Origin of the sequence: Allocoprococcus comes (genome assembly GCF_013300725.1) — a bacterium.
GTDB classification, from domain to species: Bacteria; Bacillota; Clostridia; order Lachnospirales; family Lachnospiraceae; genus Allocoprococcus; species Allocoprococcus comes_A.
In genome coordinates, this window is record NZ_JAAIMM010000020.1 from 22,029 (window position 1) to 40,954 (window position 18,926).

An 18,926-nucleotide genomic window follows, 5' to 3' on the forward strand; every position below is an offset into this window, starting at 1 on the left:
TATGGCAAAGTCGATAATGATTCAGGGAACCATGTCAAATGTTGGAAAGAGCCTTCTTGCGGGAGGGCTCTGTCGTGTTTTAAAGGAAGATGGAATCAAGGTTGCACCATTTAAGTCACAGAACATGGCACTCAATTCTTTTATTACGGCAGATGGTCTGGAAATGGGACGCGCACAGGTCATGCAGGCAGAAGCTGCCATGATCCGGCCGGAAGTTTATATGAACCCGATTCTTTTAAAACCAACCTCCGATGTAGGAAGTCAGGTGATTGTAAACGGAGAAGTTGCGGGAGTCATGCCGGCGATGGAATACTTCCGTAAAAAGAAAGAATATATTCCGGCTATTTTAGAAGCTTATCATAAACTGGAAGAAAAGTATGATGTGATCGTCATTGAAGGCGCGGGAAGTCCGGCAGAAATAAACCTTAAGCAGAATGATATTGTCAACATGGGACTTGCTGAGCTGGTGGATGCACCGGTTCTTCTTGCCGGAGACATTGACCGTGGTGGTGTGTTTGCGCAGATTGTCGGGACGGTTATGCTGCTGGAAGAAAAAGAGCGGACAAGGATCAAAGGTACGGTGATCAATAAGTTCCGTGGAGATGTAAAAATTCTGGAGCCTGGTATCAGGATGCTGGAGGAGCGGACAAAGATACCGGTATGTGGCGTGATGCCATATATTTATGCGGATATTGATGATGAGGATAGTCTCTCAGAACGGTTTGACCGGAAAGAAAAGGCGGCACTTCTGGATATTGCAGTGATCCGTCTGCCGCGTATTTCCAATTTCACAGATTTTGCGGTACTGGAATGCAGGGAAGAAGTTTCTCTCCGGTATGTGTCAAAGGCAGGAGATTTCGGGAATCCGGATCTTGTGATTCTGCCGGGAAGTAAAAATACGATGGAAGACCTGTTGTGGCTTCGTCAGAGCGGACTGGAAGGGAAAGTGCTGCGCCATGCCTCATCAGGGAAAACGGTATTTGGTATCTGTGGCGGTTACCAGATGCTTGGAGAAGAGATCCGTGATCCGGAAGGGGTAGAGCGTGGTGGAACCATAAAAGCAATGGGACTGCTTCCTGCCGTTACTGTATTTGAAAATACCAAGAGAAGAACCCGTGTTACCGGAAGGTTCGGAGAAGTTACCGGAATCTTAAAAGCAATGTCCGGTGCAAAGCTGGATGGATATGAGATCCATATGGGGGAAACTGCTTTTTCGGATAAAGATGCTGCAGATCATAAGATGCTGGTACAGATCTGTGATCAGGTGACAGGTGAGAGCCGGTGGGACGGAGCGCAGAAGAAGAATGTGTACGGCTGCTATGTACATGGGATTTTTGATGACCGGGAAGTGGCGGATGCACTGATCGGGGCACTTCTGAAAGAAAAAGGATACGGCGAGGAAGCCATGCACTCCATGGACTACCATGCTTACAAAGAGAAGCAGTATCAGATTCTCGCAAATGCAGTTCGTGAGAATATGGATATGAAGAAAATATATGAGATTATCGAGAAGGGAAATGCAGCAGAATGTTTCATCTGATCACAGGTGGCAGTGGAAGTGGCAAATCCGAATATGCAGAGCAGAAGCTTATGGAGTATGCCAGCCATTCAAAAAGAAACAAAAAACGCTACTATATAGCAACTATGATGCCTTTCGGGAAGGAAACGGAAAAGAAAATTGCACGTCACAGAAGGCTTCGTGCAGGCAAAGGGTTTGAAACGATCGAATGCTATACGGATCTTAAAAAAGCTGCAGAAGTCCTGCAGACAAAAGAGACAGGAAGTGTTCTTCTGGAATGTATGTCCAATCTTGTGGCAAATGAAATGTACGATCCGTCAGGAGCAGGTGGAAATGCAGAAGAGTCCATTCTGGCAGGGATCCGTAAGCTGCAGAAGGTCAGTGATGATCTGGTAGTTGTTACAAATGAAGTATTTTCAGACAGCATGACAGATAATCCTGAGATGGAAAAATATCTGAAGCTTCTCGGAAACGTAAATCTTCGGATGGGAGAGATGGCAGATCTGGTGACAGAAGTTGTGTACGGAATTCCGGTTGAAAGGAAAGACATAAAAAAATGAAAATGATAATCGGCGGTGCATACCAGGGGAAGCTTGCGTATGCAAAAAAGCAGAACCCATACATTCATTGGACGGATGGAGAACTATGTGAAGGAGATAATATTTTTGAGGCAGAAGGAGTCTTTCATTTTGAAAAATATATCCAGAGCATGATAAAAAAAGAAAACTGGTCGGAAAAAGAAGCAATTGATTTTGCATCGAAACTAATAAAAAAGTGTCCGGATATTGTAATTGTGACACAGGAGATCGGCTACGGCCTGGTTCCGGTAGACGCATTTGAGCGCAGATACAGGGAACTGACCGGAAGGATCTGTACCGTACTTGCGGCAAATTCAGATCAGGTAGACCGGGTAGTATGCGGGATCGGTGTGACGATCAAAGGAGGAGATACCAAGTGAAGATAGAACTGGAAAATGTAAAACCAGCAGAAATAGAAAAACGCAGTTTTGAGATCATAACAGAAGAACTGGGTGATACGCATCTGATCCCCGGAACAGAACCGATCGTCAAACGCTGTATCCATACAAGCGCAGATTTTGATTATGCCAGGAACCTGATGTTTTCAGAAGGTGCAGTAGAAAAAGCGCTGGATGCCATCCGGAATGGTGCAGTCATTGTAACCGATACCCAGATGGGAAAAGCAGGTATCAACAAACGGAAGCTTGCGGAACACGGAGGCGAAGTTCTTTGTTTCATGTCCGATGAAGATGTAGCAGAAACTGCCAAAAGAAACGGAACCACGCGTGCCGTGGCAAGCATGGAAAAAGCAGCCGCTCTTGATAAAAAAATCATCTTTGCCATCGGAAATGCCCCGACAGCCCTTGTAAGACTCTATGAACTGATCCAGGATGGCAAATTAACCCCGGAACTCATCATTGGAGTTCCTGTAGGATTCGTAAATGTCGTTCAGTCTAAAGAGTTAATCCTTTCACTGAAAGACACACCATATATCGTAGCAAGAGGCAGAAAAGGTGGAAGCAATATCGCTGCATGTATCTGCAATGCACTATTGTATATGTTGTAGATATATATCAAACAACCCCTTATCCAATGAGGTTTTTGTATTCTAACTGTCTTTGCGATAATTAAAAAATTAACTATATTGTCAGGAAATAGACGTGATTCTGTATTGAATTCTGACCTGAACTCTGCTATTATAATCATATGCTAGTTGAAGTACAGCAGGAAGGAGAAATTGATTATGGGATTTTTAACAGGAAAGACTGCAATTATCACAGGCGGCGGAAGAGCCGTATTAAGTGATGGAAGCTGCGGATCTATTGGATATGGAATTGCAACAGCTTACGCAAAAGAAGGAGCGAATCTGGTAATTACCGGGCGTAATGTAAAGAAACTCGAAGATGCCAAAGAAGAACTGGAGAGACTCTATGGCATCAAAGTATTACCTGTACAGGCTGATGTCAGCGCGGGGGCTGATAATGAAGCAACAGTACAGAACGTAGTAAAGCAGGCAATCGACACATTCGGAAGAATTGATGTCCTGATCAATAATGCACAGGCATCCGCATCCGGTGTTACGATCGCAGATCATACAACAGACCAGTTCAATCTTGCAATGTATTCCGGCGTATATGCGGTATTCTATTATATGCAGGCATGCTATCCGTACCTGAAAGAGACAAAGGGATCTGTTATCAACTTTGCTTCAGGTGCCGGACTTTTCGGAAATTACGGACAGTGCGCATATGCAGCGGCAAAAGAAGGGATCCGTGGACTTTCCAGAGTAGCTGCAACGGAGTGGGGACCAGACGGAATCAATGTCAATATCGTATGCCCGCTCGCATGGACAGCACAGCTTGAGAATTTCCAGAAAGCTTATCCGGAGGCATTCAAGGCAAATGTAAAGATGCCGCCGGCTGGACATTACGGAGATGTAGAAAAAGAAATCGGACGTGCTTGCGTCCAGCTTGCATCACCGGATTTCAAATATATGAACGGAGAGACGATTACCTTAGAAGGTGGAATGGGACAGAGACCTTAAGAAAAATCCATAAAAGCCAAAGAGAGTGCCTGTGCGTTTTTTGAATCGTACAGGCACCCTCTTTTTATTTCATAGGAAGTTCCTTCGGAATTTCCTATGAAATAAAAGGCACTACGTGCCGGAGATGCGCATTCTTTTTAGCTTCTCCGTCTTGACATCTTTAAAAACGTCATTCAAAATAAGAACGGAAAGAAAAATTAAATCATTTAATCGAGGCTAAAAAGATATGAAAGCAGTTATTTTTGATATGGACGGTGTTCTGATCAACACAGAACCATTACACTATCGTTGCTGGAAGGAAATTTTAAAAGAGAAGAACGGAATCGATCTTGACTATGAGATCTACCTTCCGTGTATCGGTTCTACCCGTGGATTCTTCATGGATCTGATCAACGAGAATTATGGACCGGTTTTTGATGATGTGGATAAGATGAATGCGCTCATGAAAGAGAAAAAAGCGCAGATTACAGAGGCAGAAGGATTTCCGGAGATGCCGGGGATCAAAGAAGCATTGAAGCAGTTAAAAGGCGAAGGATATCTGCTTGCAGTAGCATCTTCCTCTCCGGCTTATGCGATCAAAGATGCATTAAAGTCGCTGGATATGGAGAAATATTTTACAGTGGTTATGAGTGGGGATTATGTAGAACATCCAAAACCGGCACCGGATACCTTCCTTGTAACGGCAGAGAAACTGGGAATGAAGCCGGAGGACTGTCTGGTAGTAGAGGATTCGACCAACGGTGGAGGAGCTGCCAGGGCGGCAGGTATGAAATGTATCTGGTTCCACAACCCGGATTCCGGAAGGCAGGATATCCCGGATGCGGTACTGGAATTTCCGGCATGGACCAGCGAAAATGTAGAAAAAATGCTGAAAATATTAGGAAAAGAGGAAGAGTAAAGATGATAATAAGAACAGCAGATCTGAGTGATCTGAAAGAAATTGCCCGTGTGGAGGCGGAGTGTTTTCCGGCAGCAGAAGCGGCAACAGAAGAAGAATTTGAAAAGAGACTTACTTTTTATAAAGATCATTTCTGGCTGATGTTTGAAGAAGAAAAACTGATCGCCTTTGTGGACGGTATGGTGACGAATCAGGAAGATCTGACAGACGAAATGTATGAAAAAGCGGAAATGCATGATGAAAAAGGTGAGTGGCAGATGATTTTTGGTGTAAATACGCTGCCGTCTTACCGGAAACATGGATATGCAGGAGAATTGATCAAAAGAGCAATTGCAGATGCAAAAGAGCAGGGAAGGAAGGGACTTGTTCTTACCTGCAAGGACCGGCTGATATCTTATTATGCCAGGTTTGGGTTCAAAAATGAAGGTGTTTCAGAATCGGTACATGGAAACGTGGTCTGGAATCAGATGAGACTTACATTTGATGAAGGGCAGGGTGAATAATGTGAAAAAAAATAAGTTTGAAATTGATATGTGCAACGGCTCAATCATGGACAAGCTGATTTCTTTTTCTCTGCCGCTTATGGTTTCCGGAATTCTGCAGCTTGCGTTTAATGCGGTGGATATCATCGTGGTAGGAAGATTCTCCGGAAGTCAGGCACTTGCCGCAGTCGGCTCCACAACAGCACTGATCAATGTGTTTACGAATCTGTTTATCGGAATTTCGCTTGGCGCCAATGTTCTTGCAGCCAGATTTTATGCAGCGGGCAAAGACCGGGAGATGTCGGAAACCGTACATACTTCGATCACACTTGCGCTGATCAGTGGAATTATGATGGCAGTTATCGGGGTGCTTCTTGCAAAGTGGGCGCTTGAAATTATGGGAACGCCGGATGATGTGATCGGGCAGTCTGCCTTATATATGCGGATCTATTTTATGGGAATGCCATTTTTTATGTTATATAACTATGGAGCAGCCATTTTAAGGGCAATCGGTGATACAAAAAGACCATTGATCTTCCTGATCATTTCCGGAATCGCAAATGCTGCGCTGAACATGACACTGGTTATTATTTTTCATATGGGAGTTGCCGGGGTTGCAATTGGAACAATTATTTCACAGCTGATTTCGTGTGTGCTGGTACTGACCTGTCTGTACCGGTCGGAAGGAAGTTATCAGCTTCGTTTCTCCAAACTGAAGATTAATGGTGCCTACATGGAACAGATTTTCCAGGTTGGAGTTCCGGCGGGAATCCAGAGTACGGTCATCAATTTGTCCAATGCACTGTTGCAGTCTTCGGTTAATTCGTTTGGATCGATTGCGATGGCAGGATATACAGCAGCGAACAATATACTTGGGTTCCTTTATATGTCAGTGAATTCGATCACCCAGGCATGTATGAGTTTTACCAGTCAGAATTATGGGGTAGGTAAGCTGAAACGAATGGACAGGGTGCTGCGTGACTGTGCGATTCTGTCTGTATCGATCGCAGCGGTGCTTGGTGGCCTTGCCTATAGCTTCGGACCGCAGATCCTGACAGTTTATACTTCAGATCCAAAGGTTATCAGCTGCGGAATGGAAATCCTGGCGTATACGTCGATCACTTATTTCCTGTGTGGGATCATGGATTTGTTTCCGGGGGCGCTTCGTGGAATGGGATATTCAGCAGTCCCGATGGTGCTTTCGGTGATCGGAACGGTGGGAACAAGAATCGTGTGGGTATTTGGAATTTTTCCGAACCACAGATCTTTATCCGTACTTTTTGTATCTTATCCGGTGTCATGGATCATTACCATTGTACTTCAGGTTGTGTGCTTCTATTTTGTGAGAAAAAGAGTACATCAGAAAGAAAAAAGATTGTTATAAACAGAACAAAATTGTGAAAATCGACAGTAGGGCATTGTGAAAAACAGACAGATTTATCTGTCTGTTTTTGTGTATATATAACAAATATGCTTGCAATAGAAAGACACATGTGCTTGTATCTACTACAAAAACATGGACATGTAAAATGTTTGTGTATCACGGAAAAATAGATTGAAAAGAGAAGAAAAATAGGGTATTCTAAATGTAGAAAGACAAAAATAATAAAAAGTCCGTGATAAACGGACATATGTGTCATGCGGAGGTAATGAAGATGAATGATAATAAAATGTGGGCGCTTGTAAAGGAAAAACCGGAACAGGGACTCTGGCTGAAAAGAGTACCGATTCCGGAAGTAGGACCAAATGACGTAAAGATCAAGATCCATAAAAATGCAATCTGTGGTACCGATGTACATATTTACCAGTGGAATGAATGGGCACAGCACACCATTCCGATCGGACTGACCGCAGGACATGAATATGTCGGGGAGGTTGTAGAAGTCGGTGCAGGTGTACAGGGATTCAAGCCGGGCGATCTGGTATCCGGTGAAGGACATATCACCTGCGGAAAATGCAGAAACTGCCTGGAAGGACACAAAGAGAACTGTAAAGATGCCAAAGGTGTTGGGGTAAACCGGAATGGTGCGTTTGCAGAATATCTGGTTATTCCTGCTTCGAATGTATGGCCGTGCAGTCCGGCAATTGATGAAGAATTATATGCGATCTTTGATCCATTTGGAAATGCAACCCATACTGCATTATCTTACGACATGCTTGGTGAAGATGTGCTGATCACAGGTGCAGGGCCGATTGGGATCATGGCAGCGGCGATCGCAAAATTTGCAGGAGCAAGACATGTGGTAATCACGGATATGAACCAGTACCGTCTGGATCTGGCAGCAAAAATGGGTGCGACCAGATGTGTTAATCTGACACAGGAAAAACTGACGGATGTGATGCATGAGATTGGAATGACAGAAGGCTTTGATATCGGACTTGAGATGTCCGGAAGCCAGCCGGGACTTTCTGATATGATCCATAACATGAAACATGGTGGAAAGATCGCACTTCTCGGATTGCAGAGACAGGATGCAACCGTAGATCTTGAGACCGTGATCTTCAATGGGCTGAATATCCGCGGGATTTATGGAAGAAAAGTATGGGATACCTGGTACAAGATGTCTACGATGATCCAGGCGGGACTTGATATTTCACCGATCATCACACACCATTTTGATATCCGCGATTATGAAAAAGGATTTGAGGCAATGATCTCAGGACAATCAGGAAAGGTGATCCTTGACTGGGCACATATTAACGATTAGGAAAAGCAGAAGAAGGAGAGAATAAAATGGCAAGAAAAAATGATATTTTAAGTATTTATACAAAAGAAGTAGAACAGATCAAAGCAGATGGTCTTTTCAAAGGGGAAGCACCGTTCGTATCTCCACAGGGCGCAAAGGTTGTAATGGAAGACGGAAGAGAGCTTCTTAATATGTGTGCCAATAACTATCTTGGACTTGGAGACAATCAGAGACTGATCGATGCAGCGAAGAAAACCTATGATGAAAAAGGATATGGGGTTGCTTCTGTCAGATTTATCTGCGGAACACAGGACATCCACAAAAAACTGGAAAAGAAGATTTCCGGATTTCTGGGAACAGATGATACGATTTTATATTCTTCCTGCTTTGATGCAAATGGTGGACTTTTTGAAACAATCCTGACTGCGGAGGATGCAGTGATCAGTGATGAACTGAACCATGCTTCCATCATTGACGGAGTTCGTCTCTGTAAGGCAAAAAGATACCGCTATAAAAATAACAACATGGAAGATCTGGAAGCACAGCTTCAGGCTGCAGATGCAGCAGGAGCAAGAGTCAAACTGATCGCTACAGACGGTGTATTTTCAATGGATGGAATCATTTGTAACTTAAAAGGTGTCTGTGATCTTGCTGATAAATACAACGCACTGGTTATGGTGGATGACAGCCATGCAGTTGGATTTGTAGGAGCACACGGCAGAGGAACTTCCGAATACTGTGGCGTAGAAGGAAGAGTGGATATCATTACAGGAACACTCGGAAAAGCACTCGGTGGGGCTTCCGGTGGATATACATCCGGAAGAAAAGAGATCATCGATCTGCTTCGTCAGAGAAGCCGTCCGTACCTGTTCTCCAACTCTCTTGCACCGGCGATCGCAGGAGCAAGTATTGAGATGTTCAATATGCTGGAAGAAAGCACCGAGCTTCGTGACCATCTGGAAGAAGTAACCGCATACTACCGCAAGCAGCTGGTAGAAAACGGATTTGATATCATCGAAGGAACCCATCCATGTGTACCGGTTATGCTTTATGATGAAAGACTTGCCGGAGAATATGCAAAGAAAATGATGGAAAAAGGGGTATATGTGGTTGCATTCTCTTATCCGGTCGTACCGAAAGGAAAAGCAAGAATCCGAACACAGGTATGCGCGAGCCATACAAAAGAAGATATTGATTTCATTATCAAATGTTTTAAAGAGACCAGAGAAGAGATTGGAAAATAAATTGCTACAGGACAGAAAAATGCCGGACATCACAAAATGTTGCCCGGCATTTTGTGATGATGTAACAGAGAAATCTGACTAAAAAATATTGTTACGGGAAAATTTTCAGAGGTATAAAATAAAAGAATATTTTTGGAATGTAATCGTGGTAATTCTGTAAACCCTGAAAAATGGAGAGAAAAAGCTTGTGGGAAAGGCAGGAATACTATAAAATAAACAGGGAACAATAAAAAGATGAATGGGATGTCACCTGACAGAGGAGATAAAAGATGGAACAAAAAATATACAATGAATATGTGGAAATTTTAAAGGAAGAGCTGCTTCCGGCGATGGGATGTACAGAGCCGATCGCAGTAGCTTACGCGGCAGCAGTTGCAGTTCAGGCTCTTGGGGAAAAGCCGGAATCTGTAGAAGTAAATGTCAGTGCAAATATTATTAAGAATGTAAAAAGTGTCGTTGTACCGTGCACCGGAGGACTTCGCGGAATCGGTGCAGCAGTCTGTGCAGGGATTGTAGCCGGATGTCCGGAAAAAGAACTGGAAATTCTGGAAGAGATCACAGGGGAACAGAAAGTAGAAATGAAAAAGATGCTGGATACCATGCCGATGACAATCCGGGAATCCGATAAAGAATATATTTTCGACATTCAGATCAAGGCATGTGCAGGCGGACACAGCGGATACGTAGAGATCGCAGGTTTTCACACCAATGTGATCTGTGTAAAGAAAGATGATGAGATCATCAGAGAAAAAGCATATGAAGAGCAGGGATCCAGCTGTGCGACGGACCGTTCTCTTCTGACTGTGGAGAAGATCATTGAATTCGCAGACTGCGTAGACGTTGCAGACGTAGAGGAAGTTCTGCAGAGACAGATCGATTATAACTGGGCAATTGCCGAAGAGGGCATGACAGGAAACTGGGGAGCTGCCATTGGAAAGACTTTGATGGAAGCATATGGAAACAGTGTACATAACCGTGCGAAAGCGATGGCAGCGGCCGGATCGGATGCAAGAATGAACGGATGTGAACTTCCGGTTGTCATCAATTCGGGAAGCGGTAACCAGGGAATGACAACTTCTCTTCCGGTGATCGTCTATGCAAAAGAGCTGAATGTCTCAAAAGAGATGATGCTCCGCGCGCTGGTTGTGTCAAATCTGATCACAATCCATATGAAGACAGGAATCGGAAGATTGTCTGCATATTGCGGCGCGATCAGTGCAGGATGTGGTGCAGGTGCAGGAATCTGTTATCTGTATGGTGGACGTGCATATGAGATTTCTCATGTAATTGTAAATGCAGTTGCCATCAACTCAGGTGTTGTGTGTGATGGGGCGAAGGCAAGCTGCGCGGCAAAAATTGCATCAGCTGTAGAAGCAGGGCTTCTGGGACTTCAGATGCAGAAAAATGGAAAGCAGTTCTATGGCGGAGACGGACTTGTAGAAAAAGGTGTAGAAAACACGATTCGTAATATCGGAGAGCTTGCAAAGAAGGGAATGCGTGAGACGGATAAGACCATTATCCAGATCATGACAAGATAAGAAAAAGAGACAAGGCGCTGGTAGAAGAGGCACTTGTATTTACCGGACTTAAGAAAAATATAACTAATATTGAAAAAAATAAAACATCTGCGGAATGCATACCGCAGATGTTTTATTTTTGACCGTTAGCTATTTATACTTTCTATTTCTGAATATACTTCTTCAACAGTAAAAGCGTATTCTTTACCCCATCCATATGAGATCTTTCATAGTTATGAGAAGCATATACGCCAGGTCCGACAAGTCCGTGACGGATATCATATCCTGCCCGGAGAGTTGCCTCTACATCGGAACCGTAATGCGGATACACATCGATCGCATAATCCAATCCTTCTTCTTTTGCAGTTTCGGCAAGAGCGGATGTTACGTCGTAGTTGTAAGGACCGCCGGAATCTTTTGCGCAAATAGATACCATGCGTTCGGTACATCCGAGATCGGATCCGACGCAGCCCATGTCAACAGAAATCATTTCTGTTGTATCTTCGGCAACAAAACTTCCGCCGTGTCCGACTTCTTCATATACAGTGAAAAGAAGAGAAACTTTGCGGGAAAGCGCAAGAGATTCATCTTTTACGCATTTTGCCAGACCGAGAAGGATGGCAGCAGAAAGCTTGTCATCTAAGAAACGGCTTTTGATATAACCGCTCGGTGTGATCTGGGTACGCGGGTCCATGGCGATGATATCTCCAGGCTGCACGCCAAGTGAGAGAGTTCCTTCTTTAGTGTCCACATTTTCGTCCAGAAGGATTTCCATATTTTCTTCTTTTGTCTCAACAGCAGAATCTGCAACATGAACAGAAGGTTCTGTATTTAGTACCACACCGGTATAAACGCGTCCGTCGCGTGTGTGGATCGTGCAGTTTTCCCCATCAGCGGTACTCCACTGGTGTCCACCGAGAGTAGTCGGACGCAGTCTTCCATTTGCTTTGACAGAACGCACCATAGCACCGAGGGTATCAACGTGTGCTGCAAGTACTAGCGGATTCCCCTCTCCGCCGATCGTTACGAATACGTTGCCTTTGTTAGAAAGCTGTGGTTCATATCCCATATCTGATAAAGTCTTCATCAGGTATGCAGCCACATCTTTGGTATAACCGGATGGGCTTGGAATAGAAGTTAAAGCTTTCAGTTCGTTTCCGATAAAATCAAGATAATTTTGCATAGAAAATTCCCCCAAAAAAATATTATAGTATATACATTAATATTTTAAGGGAAAAGTTTAGAAAAAGCAATATCGATTGCAGAATAATAAAAAAAAGGTTATAATAATTAGAATAATTGATGAAAGAGGATGAAAAATGGAGATATTAAAAAGGATTGAAGATACTTATCCGAAAATGACAAGAAAGCAAAAACAAATTGCTGATTACATGGTGTCACATGCGGAGAACATGGCATTTATAACCTTGCGTGACCTTAGTCATGAAGTAGAAATTACAGAAATTACGATCCTGAATATGTGCAAAGCATTAGGGTACGAAAGTTTCAATGAGGTAAAGTATGAATTTCGCAAATACATTAATCGGGGAAGAGTAGAATTTTGCGAAGACAATGATTATTATAATACTAATATACCGAAGTATGAATTAGATGAAAAAGAGACACTGCTTCAGGAAATCTGTAATGAAGAAAAATTGTTGATGGATGAATTTATCAAAAGTCTTGATATCAGGAGAATGTTTGAATTAGCAGATTATTTTTTGCAATATTCTAAAATTATTATCTGTGGCAGAGGAATTTCTTATCTTATCGGAGAAAGTATCAGTTCCGCCCTCGCAGGAGTCCGGATTCCAACAATAAAAGTGAATACGGAGTTGAATGAAAATGTCTATTCTGTGCTGCCAATGATCGATAAAAAAACATTAATTCTTGCAATTTCGTTTCCTGACTATTATTTTATGACCCAGAAAGTTGTGGAGTATGCTAAGAAAAATAAAGCAAAAATTATACTGATCACTGATTCAAAAGAAACGGATATTGCACTTTATGCAGATGAACTTATTCTTGTCGGCAGTACAACGCGACTTGCACTTAATACATTGTCGGCACCTATGGCACTGGCAAATTTGTTGACTTCAGCGATAAAAATAAAAGTGGAATCAACATCAAAAAAGAGTTTTGCAGGTTGATTTGAATTTTGTGAAGTTTTCACGATAAACACAAGAAAAAACTATTAATTTAATATATGCTTTAAAGTGAAATGTGCATTTTTGATAAAAATGCACATTTTTTAAAAATTTATAGCAAAGAATTATAGTATATGCTATAATTAGCAATAGATAAAAGAAATAGGATTCATACGGAAAAGAGATGAATCAAGAAAAAAGGAGGTAACAATAATGAAAAAGAGAATGATAGCACTTGTACTAAGCAGTGCAATGGTACTGTCACTTGCGGCTTGTGGTGGAGGTGGAAAAACTGACAGCAAGAAAGCCAGCAGCGGAGAAAAAGATGAAGAACAGTACATTAACACGTATATGGTTTCAGAACCAACAACATTGGATCCAAGTCTTCGGTCAGATACTTATTCCAGTGAGATATTGATCAGCACAATGGAAGGTCTGATCCGCATTGAGGAACGTGATGGCGAGTATAAGATCATGCCGGGAGATGCGGAAACCTGGGAAAAAAGTGATGATGGAAAAGTGTGGACGTTCCATATTGGAAAAGACAGAAAGTGGAGTGACGGGGAACCGGTAACGGCAGATCAGTATGTATATTCATTACAGAGAAGTGCAGATCCTGCAACAGGATGTCCGAATTCATATTTTGTTACACCTATATTGAATTATGATGCAATCAGCAGTGGTGAAATGAACCCGGATCAGCTGGGGGTAAAGGCAGTTGACGAGTACACGCTGGAAATCACCCTGACTAATCCAATGCCAAGTTTTTTGGAAAGTACAGATGCAAGTATCTTTTATCCGCAGAGAGAGGATATTGTAGAAAAATATGGCGATCAGTATGGAACAGATGCAGATAAGATGGTATATAACGGACCGTTTACAGTGGATGAATGGACGCATAACAGTTCGATCAAACTTGCAAAAAATGATGAATACTGGGACAAAGAGAATGTAGATCTTGGTGCTGTGAATTATCAGATTATTTCAGACACGAGTGCAATTACAAATGCATATGACAGCGGACAGATTGATTTTATCAGTGCAAGTTCCCAGGAAGATCTTCAGAAATATGAAAGCGATGACAATAATACCTACACAAAGACTTCAGGGGGAAATATTACTTTCCAATTCTATAATACAAAAGATAAAATCTTTTCAAATAAGAAAATCAGAGAAGCATTTACACTTGCAGTTGATCATGATGATATGAATGACATGGGATTTAGCGGAATGAGAGAACCTCTTTACGGATGGATCGCTCCGGCACTTACAGTTGGTGAGAAGAGCCTTCGTGAAGAAGCTGGAGATCCGTTAAAAGATTTGAAGAGTGATCTTGATAAGAGTGGAAAGACACCAAAAGATATTCTGATAGAAGGAATGAAAGAGCTTGGTCTTGGGGATGATCCATCCAAACTGGATGTTACTTATTCACTTGCAGGAACATCAGATTGGTTCCATACTTTTGGAGAGTATTTACAGCAGATGTACAAAGAAACACTTGGAATCAATCTTAAAATTGATTTCAGTGAATGGGGAATTTTTGAAGATAATCTGACTAATGGTAAATACCAGATTGGGTTTATGTCATGGGGTGCTTATTACAATGATCCGTATGATATGCTGAGTGTCAATATGACAGACTTTAACCAGATTTACACCGGATGGTCAAATGAGGAATATGATCAGCTTAGTAAAGCAGGTTCCATCGAAATGGATGAAACAAAACGTATGGATGATTATGTGAAAGCAGAGCGTATTTTTATTGAAGATTATGTAACTTGTCCATTGGCAACGAGTGTAAGTCATCAGTTTTCAAAGTCGTATGTACATTCTAAATATGTAGATTACGGAGAAGATCAGTTGTATTTTGCACATCCGGGATGGAAGAACGTTTATACATCTGGAAGATAAAAAGATAGAAAAAGGCAGGAAATTGCAGGATGTGTTTCCTGCCTTTTTACTAAGAAAAGCGGCGAAAATTAAGAGGAGGATACAGTGTGTTTAAATATACGATAAAAAGAATATGTTATATGATTATTACGCTGTTTGCTGTGGCGACAATTACGTTTTTTCTAATGAGAAGTATTCCTGGAGATCCGCTTGCAAGTATGGCGAGAACCCTGCCAGAGCAGACGAAGGCAAATTATTATGCAAAATACGGATTGGATCAGCCATTGTTCACCCAATATCTTATGTATATGAAAGGACTTGTACATTTTGATTTAGGAGAAAGTATTCTTTATGCGGGACGTTCGGTGACAGGAGAGATTGCACGAACCTCGCCGATATCGGGAATGGTTGGAGGAACTGCTCTGATAATCGGAACATTGATCGGAGTAGTACTTGGAATTATTGCAGCACTTAAAAAGAACAGATGGCCGGATTATATTGTAATGTTTATTGCAATATTAGGAGCAACGATACCGGTATTTGTTCTGGCATCTTTAATGCAGTATGTATTCGCAGTAAAGCTTGGATGGCTTCCGGCGTCTGGTTGGGGAAAACCATCGAATATGGTCTTACCGGTTATTGTTATGGGGTTTGGATCAGTTGCGACCTATGCTCGTTATATTAAATCAAGTATGCTTGATACATTAGGACAGGATTATGTTCTGACGGCAAGAGCAAAAGGACTGAGTGAAAGAGCTGTTATTTTAAAGCATGTTCTCCGAAATTCATTACTTCCTGCAGTGACGATTTTTTCAAGCAGTGTGGTTGGAGTGTTTACCGGAGCCTTTGTTACTGAAAAAATGTTTTCAATTCCTGGAATCGGATTTTACTATGTCTCATCAATTAATAATAACGATTATACAATGATCATGGGAACTACCGTTTTTTATGCGGCGTTATTTATCATTATGCAGCTGGTTGTTGACTTTGCGTACATGATACTTGATCCACGTATCAGAGTATCATCAGGTGATTAAACAGGAGGTGCAAATATGCAGAGTATAGCAAAAGAGAAATTTCAGGTTATTGGGCTGGAAGAAAATGCAGTAGAAGAAACAGCCAGACCGCGAATCGGATATTTTCAGGATGCATGGAGAAGACTTCGACAGAATAAGGTAGCGACTCTTGCACTTTTTATTCTTATTGCAATTGTCATTATGGTAATTATAGGACCGAAGCTTAGTGGATATGCATATGAAGAAGTTGATAAGGCTGCAAGAAATCAGTTTCCAAATGCAAAGCACTGGTTTGGAACGGATAAACTTGGAAGAGACATGTTTGCGAGAGTTTGGATCAGTGGACGTGTATCGCTGATCATAGGTGTGGCAGGTGCGTTGATATCTGCAGTCATTGGTTGCATTTATGGTGGAATTGCAGCATATTTTGGCGGAGTTGTGGATGATGTCATGATGCGAATTGTTGAAATACTGATTAGTGTACCATACCTGATTGTTGTGATTGTTCTGTCTATTGTTTTGCAGAGTAAGGGTATGGGAACTTTGATTTTGGCAATGACGGTCACCGGATGGTGCGGTATGGCAAGATTTGTGCGCGCACAGATGTTATCAATAAAAAATGAAGAATACATTTTAGCAGCGAAAGCTTTAGGGGTTAAACCATGGAAGATTATAACAAGACATATGATTCCGAATACACTTAGTACGGTGATCGTATCAATTACATTTGATATCCCGGGCTATATTTTTTCAGAGGCATTTCTTAGTTATATCGGACTTGGAATTCAACCGCCAAAGACCAGTTGGGGTGCACTTGCATCGGCAGCGCAAGCACAGTTTACATTTTATCCGTATCAGTTGTTTTTCCCGGCATTTATGATTGCACTTACCATGCTTTGCTTTACGCTTCTTGGTGATGGCCTCAGAGACGCCCTGGATCCAAAACTTAGAAAGTAGGTAGAATTAAATGGAAAACGGTAAGATATTAGATGTACAGGATTTAAGAGTTTCATTCCATACTTATGCAGGGGAAGTAAAAGCAGTCAGAGGAGTAAGCTTTGAGTTAAAAGAAGGAGAGACTCTGGCGTTTGTTGGAGAGTCTGGTTGTGGAAAGACTGTAACAGCAAAAGCAATTATGCGTCTTTTACAGCCTCCTTTTGCGGAGATTAAACCAGAGTCGAAAGTTATTTATCAGGATAAAGATGTTATGAAGATGAAAAAGAAAGAATTGCAGGCTTACAGAGGAAATGAAGTAAGCATGATCTTTCAGGATCCGATGACTTCGTTAAATCCTACAATGACAATAGGAAAACAGATTATGGAGGGGTTAATCCTCCATCGGAATATGAAGAAAGATGAAGCAAAAAAAGAAGCGGTTAATATGCTGAAACTTGTCAAGATACCGGATGCAGAAAAGAGAATCGATGCATATCCGCATCAGCTTTCCGGAGGAATGAGACAGAGAGTTATGATTGCAATTGCTCTTGCCTGCAATCCGGCACTTTTGATTGCAGATGAGCCAACAACCGCTTTGGATGTAACGATACAGGCACAAATTATGGAACTTCTTGGGGAACTGAAAAAGAAGTTAAATACAGCAATCATTCTTGTAACACATGACCTTGGAGTTGTTGCAAATTTTGCGGATCGTATTCAAGTAATGTATGCCGGACAAGTTATTGAAAGAGGAACAGCAAAAGAGATTTTTTATAATGCAAAGCATCCATATACCTGGGCATTATTATCATCAGTTCCAAGACTGGATTCTGAAAATAAAGAAGATTTGTATGCTTTAAAGGGCACACCTCCGGATTTGATACTGGAAATGAACCACTGTCCGTTTGCTGCCCGATGTGAGTATTGCATGCAAATTTGTAAAGAGGCAATGCCGGAAGAGACTTTGGTGGATGGAAAACATAGTGCGTCCTGCTGGCTTCAGCATCCAAATGCACCGAAAGTAACATCATATTATGACAGAAAAGGCGGAAATGCTGATGAATGATAGATTAATTGAAGTAAAAGATTTATGTAAATTTTTTAAAGTGGGAAAAGGGAATACATTAAAAGCAGTTGACCATGTAAATCTGTATATAAATAAAGGTGAAACGCTGGGGCTGGTAGGAGAATCGGGATGTGGAAAAACTACTTGCGGCAGAACAATACTGAGGCTTTATGATGCTACTTCCGGACAGGTTCTTTTTGATGGAAAAGATGTCAGTAAAATGAGAGGAAAAGAGTTACTGGAGTTTAAAAAGCGCGCACAGATTATTTTTCAGGATCCATATTCTTCATTGGATCCAAGAATGACAATTGGCGAGATTATTGCAGAGGGTATGGATGTTCATACAAATTATACTGCAAAAGAGAAAGACGCCAAGATTGCAGAACTCCTGAATAGTGTCGGGATGAAAGAAGATTTTGCGAATCGCTTTGCCCATGAGCTTTCCGGAGGACAAAGACAGAGAATCGGAATAGCGCGTGCGTTAGCGGTTAATCCGGATTTTATTGTGTGTGATGAGCCGATTTCGGCATTGGATGTATCTATTCAGGCACAGGTTGTTAATCTACTGATCAAACTGCAAAGAGAACGGGGATTGACATATCTGTTTATTTCCCACGATTTATCGATGGTAAGACATATTTCGGATAGAGTTGGGGTCATGTATCTTGGTAGTTTGGTAGAACTGACGAAAAGCAAGGAGATATTTGAAAATCCGAGGCACCCGTATACGAAGGTACTAATGTCTGCAATTCCGGTCGCAGATCCGGAGATAGATGGTGAGAAGAAGCGGATTGAAATCAAGGGAGAAGTACCAAGTCCGATTCACGCACCAAGTGGATGCAAGTTCAGAACCAGATGTCCATATGCAACAGAAGTTTGTGCACAGGAGATTCCAAAACTGCGGGAAGTTAAGGAAGGGCATTTTGTGGCATGTCATCATTGCAATGAGGAATAGAATAGAG

18 protein-coding genes are annotated in these 18,926 nt (G+C 42.0%); 17 read left to right on the top strand and 1 reads right to left on the bottom strand.

Annotation, left to right across the window (positions count from 1 at the left end):
• Nucleotide 1: 1 nt before the first annotated feature.
• From G4407_RS11215 to G4407_RS11265, 11 genes are all read left to right on the top strand, one after another.
• Nucleotides 2-1,540, top strand: coding sequence for a cobyric acid synthase (locus G4407_RS11215; RefSeq protein ID WP_173688951.1), 1,539 nt, complete (start codon nucleotides 2-4; stop codon nucleotides 1,538-1,540).
• Nucleotides 1,528-2,079, top strand: a complete 552-nt coding sequence (locus tag G4407_RS11220; protein WP_173688952.1) for a bifunctional adenosylcobinamide kinase/adenosylcobinamide-phosphate guanylyltransferase — start codon at nucleotides 1,528-1,530, stop codon at nucleotides 2,077-2,079. The genes G4407_RS11215 and G4407_RS11220 overlap by 13 nt, the downstream gene beginning before the upstream one ends.
• Nucleotides 2,076-2,477, top strand: a complete 402-nt coding sequence (locus G4407_RS11225) for a bifunctional adenosylcobinamide kinase/adenosylcobinamide-phosphate guanylyltransferase (protein WP_173688953.1) — start codon at nucleotides 2,076-2,078, stop codon at nucleotides 2,475-2,477. The genes G4407_RS11220 and G4407_RS11225 overlap by 4 nt, the downstream gene beginning before the upstream one ends.
• Entirely contained in the window at nucleotides 2,474-3,103 is a 630-nt protein-coding gene (locus G4407_RS11230; protein WP_173688954.1) for a precorrin-8X methylmutase, read from the top strand. Before G4407_RS11225 ends, G4407_RS11230 begins: the two co-directional genes overlap by 4 nt.
• A gap of 177 nt (nucleotides 3,104-3,280) precedes the next feature.
• Nucleotides 3,281-4,081 carry an SDR family NAD(P)-dependent oxidoreductase gene (locus tag G4407_RS11235; protein ID WP_044998928.1) on the top strand — a complete coding sequence of 267 codons (801 nt, stop codon included), beginning with the start codon at nucleotides 3,281-3,283 and terminating at the stop codon, nucleotides 4,079-4,081.
• 226 nt (nucleotides 4,082-4,307) lie between these two features.
• Nucleotides 4,308-4,979, top strand: a complete 672-nt coding sequence (locus G4407_RS11240) for an HAD family hydrolase (protein WP_173688955.1) — start codon at nucleotides 4,308-4,310, stop codon at nucleotides 4,977-4,979.
• Between the two features lie 2 nt (nucleotides 4,980-4,981).
• Nucleotides 4,982-5,482: a GNAT family N-acetyltransferase gene (locus G4407_RS11245; RefSeq protein WP_173688956.1), complete on the top strand. Its 501-nt coding sequence runs from the start codon at nucleotides 4,982-4,984 to the stop codon at nucleotides 5,480-5,482.
• The gene (locus G4407_RS11250) at nucleotides 5,463-6,845 is read left to right on the top strand and encodes an MATE family efflux transporter (protein ID WP_173688983.1); all 1,383 of its coding nucleotides are present in this window, start codon (nucleotides 5,463-5,465) and stop codon (nucleotides 6,843-6,845) included. The genes G4407_RS11245 and G4407_RS11250 overlap by 20 nt, the downstream gene beginning before the upstream one ends.
• 271 nt (nucleotides 6,846-7,116) lie before the next feature.
• Nucleotides 7,117-8,169, top strand: coding sequence for an L-threonine 3-dehydrogenase (gene tdh / locus G4407_RS11255; protein WP_173688957.1), 1,053 nt, complete (start codon nucleotides 7,117-7,119; stop codon nucleotides 8,167-8,169).
• Nucleotides 8,170-8,195: 26 nt separating this feature from the next.
• Nucleotides 8,196-9,392, top strand: a complete 1,197-nt coding sequence (locus tag G4407_RS11260) for a glycine C-acetyltransferase (protein ID WP_117555821.1) — start codon at nucleotides 8,196-8,198, stop codon at nucleotides 9,390-9,392.
• A 269-nt stretch (nucleotides 9,393-9,661) separates the two neighbouring features.
• Entirely contained in the window at nucleotides 9,662-10,930 is a 1,269-nt protein-coding gene (locus G4407_RS11265; RefSeq protein WP_008371747.1) for an L-cysteine desulfidase family protein, read from the top strand.
• A gap of 142 nt (nucleotides 10,931-11,072) precedes the next feature.
• Here the strand turns inward: G4407_RS11265 and G4407_RS11270 are convergent, their stop codons facing one another.
• On the bottom strand, nucleotides 11,073-12,092 hold the full coding sequence (locus G4407_RS11270) for a M42 family metallopeptidase (RefSeq protein WP_173688958.1): 1,020 nt from the start codon (nucleotides 12,090-12,092) through the stop codon (nucleotides 11,073-11,075).
• A 136-nt stretch (nucleotides 12,093-12,228) separates the two neighbouring features.
• Between G4407_RS11270 and G4407_RS11275 the strand changes: the two genes are divergently transcribed.
• From G4407_RS11275 to G4407_RS11300, 6 genes are all read left to right on the top strand, one after another.
• A complete protein-coding gene (locus tag G4407_RS11275) occupies nucleotides 12,229-13,059 on the top strand; it encodes a MurR/RpiR family transcriptional regulator (RefSeq protein ID WP_173688959.1) in 831 nt (276 codons plus the stop codon).
• A gap of 210 nt (nucleotides 13,060-13,269) precedes the next feature.
• Nucleotides 13,270-14,967 (top strand): peptide ABC transporter substrate-binding protein, encoded by a 1,698-nt coding sequence (locus G4407_RS11280; protein WP_173688960.1) that lies wholly within the window; start codon nucleotides 13,270-13,272, stop codon nucleotides 14,965-14,967.
• An 86-nt stretch (nucleotides 14,968-15,053) separates the two neighbouring features.
• The gene (locus G4407_RS11285; RefSeq protein ID WP_173688961.1) at nucleotides 15,054-15,983 is read left to right on the top strand and encodes an ABC transporter permease; all 930 of its coding nucleotides are present in this window, start codon (nucleotides 15,054-15,056) and stop codon (nucleotides 15,981-15,983) included.
• A 15-nt stretch (nucleotides 15,984-15,998) separates the two neighbouring features.
• A complete protein-coding gene (locus G4407_RS11290; protein ID WP_173688962.1) occupies nucleotides 15,999-16,919 on the top strand; it encodes an ABC transporter permease in 921 nt (306 codons plus the stop codon).
• A 10-nt stretch (nucleotides 16,920-16,929) separates the two neighbouring features.
• On the top strand, nucleotides 16,930-17,964 hold the full coding sequence (locus G4407_RS11295) for an ABC transporter ATP-binding protein (RefSeq protein ID WP_173688963.1): 1,035 nt from the start codon (nucleotides 16,930-16,932) through the stop codon (nucleotides 17,962-17,964).
• Nucleotides 17,951-18,919, top strand: a complete 969-nt coding sequence (locus tag G4407_RS11300) for an ABC transporter ATP-binding protein (protein ID WP_274597656.1) — start codon at nucleotides 17,951-17,953, stop codon at nucleotides 18,917-18,919. The genes G4407_RS11295 and G4407_RS11300 overlap by 14 nt, the downstream gene beginning before the upstream one ends.
• Nucleotides 18,920-18,926 lie beyond the last annotated feature (7 nt).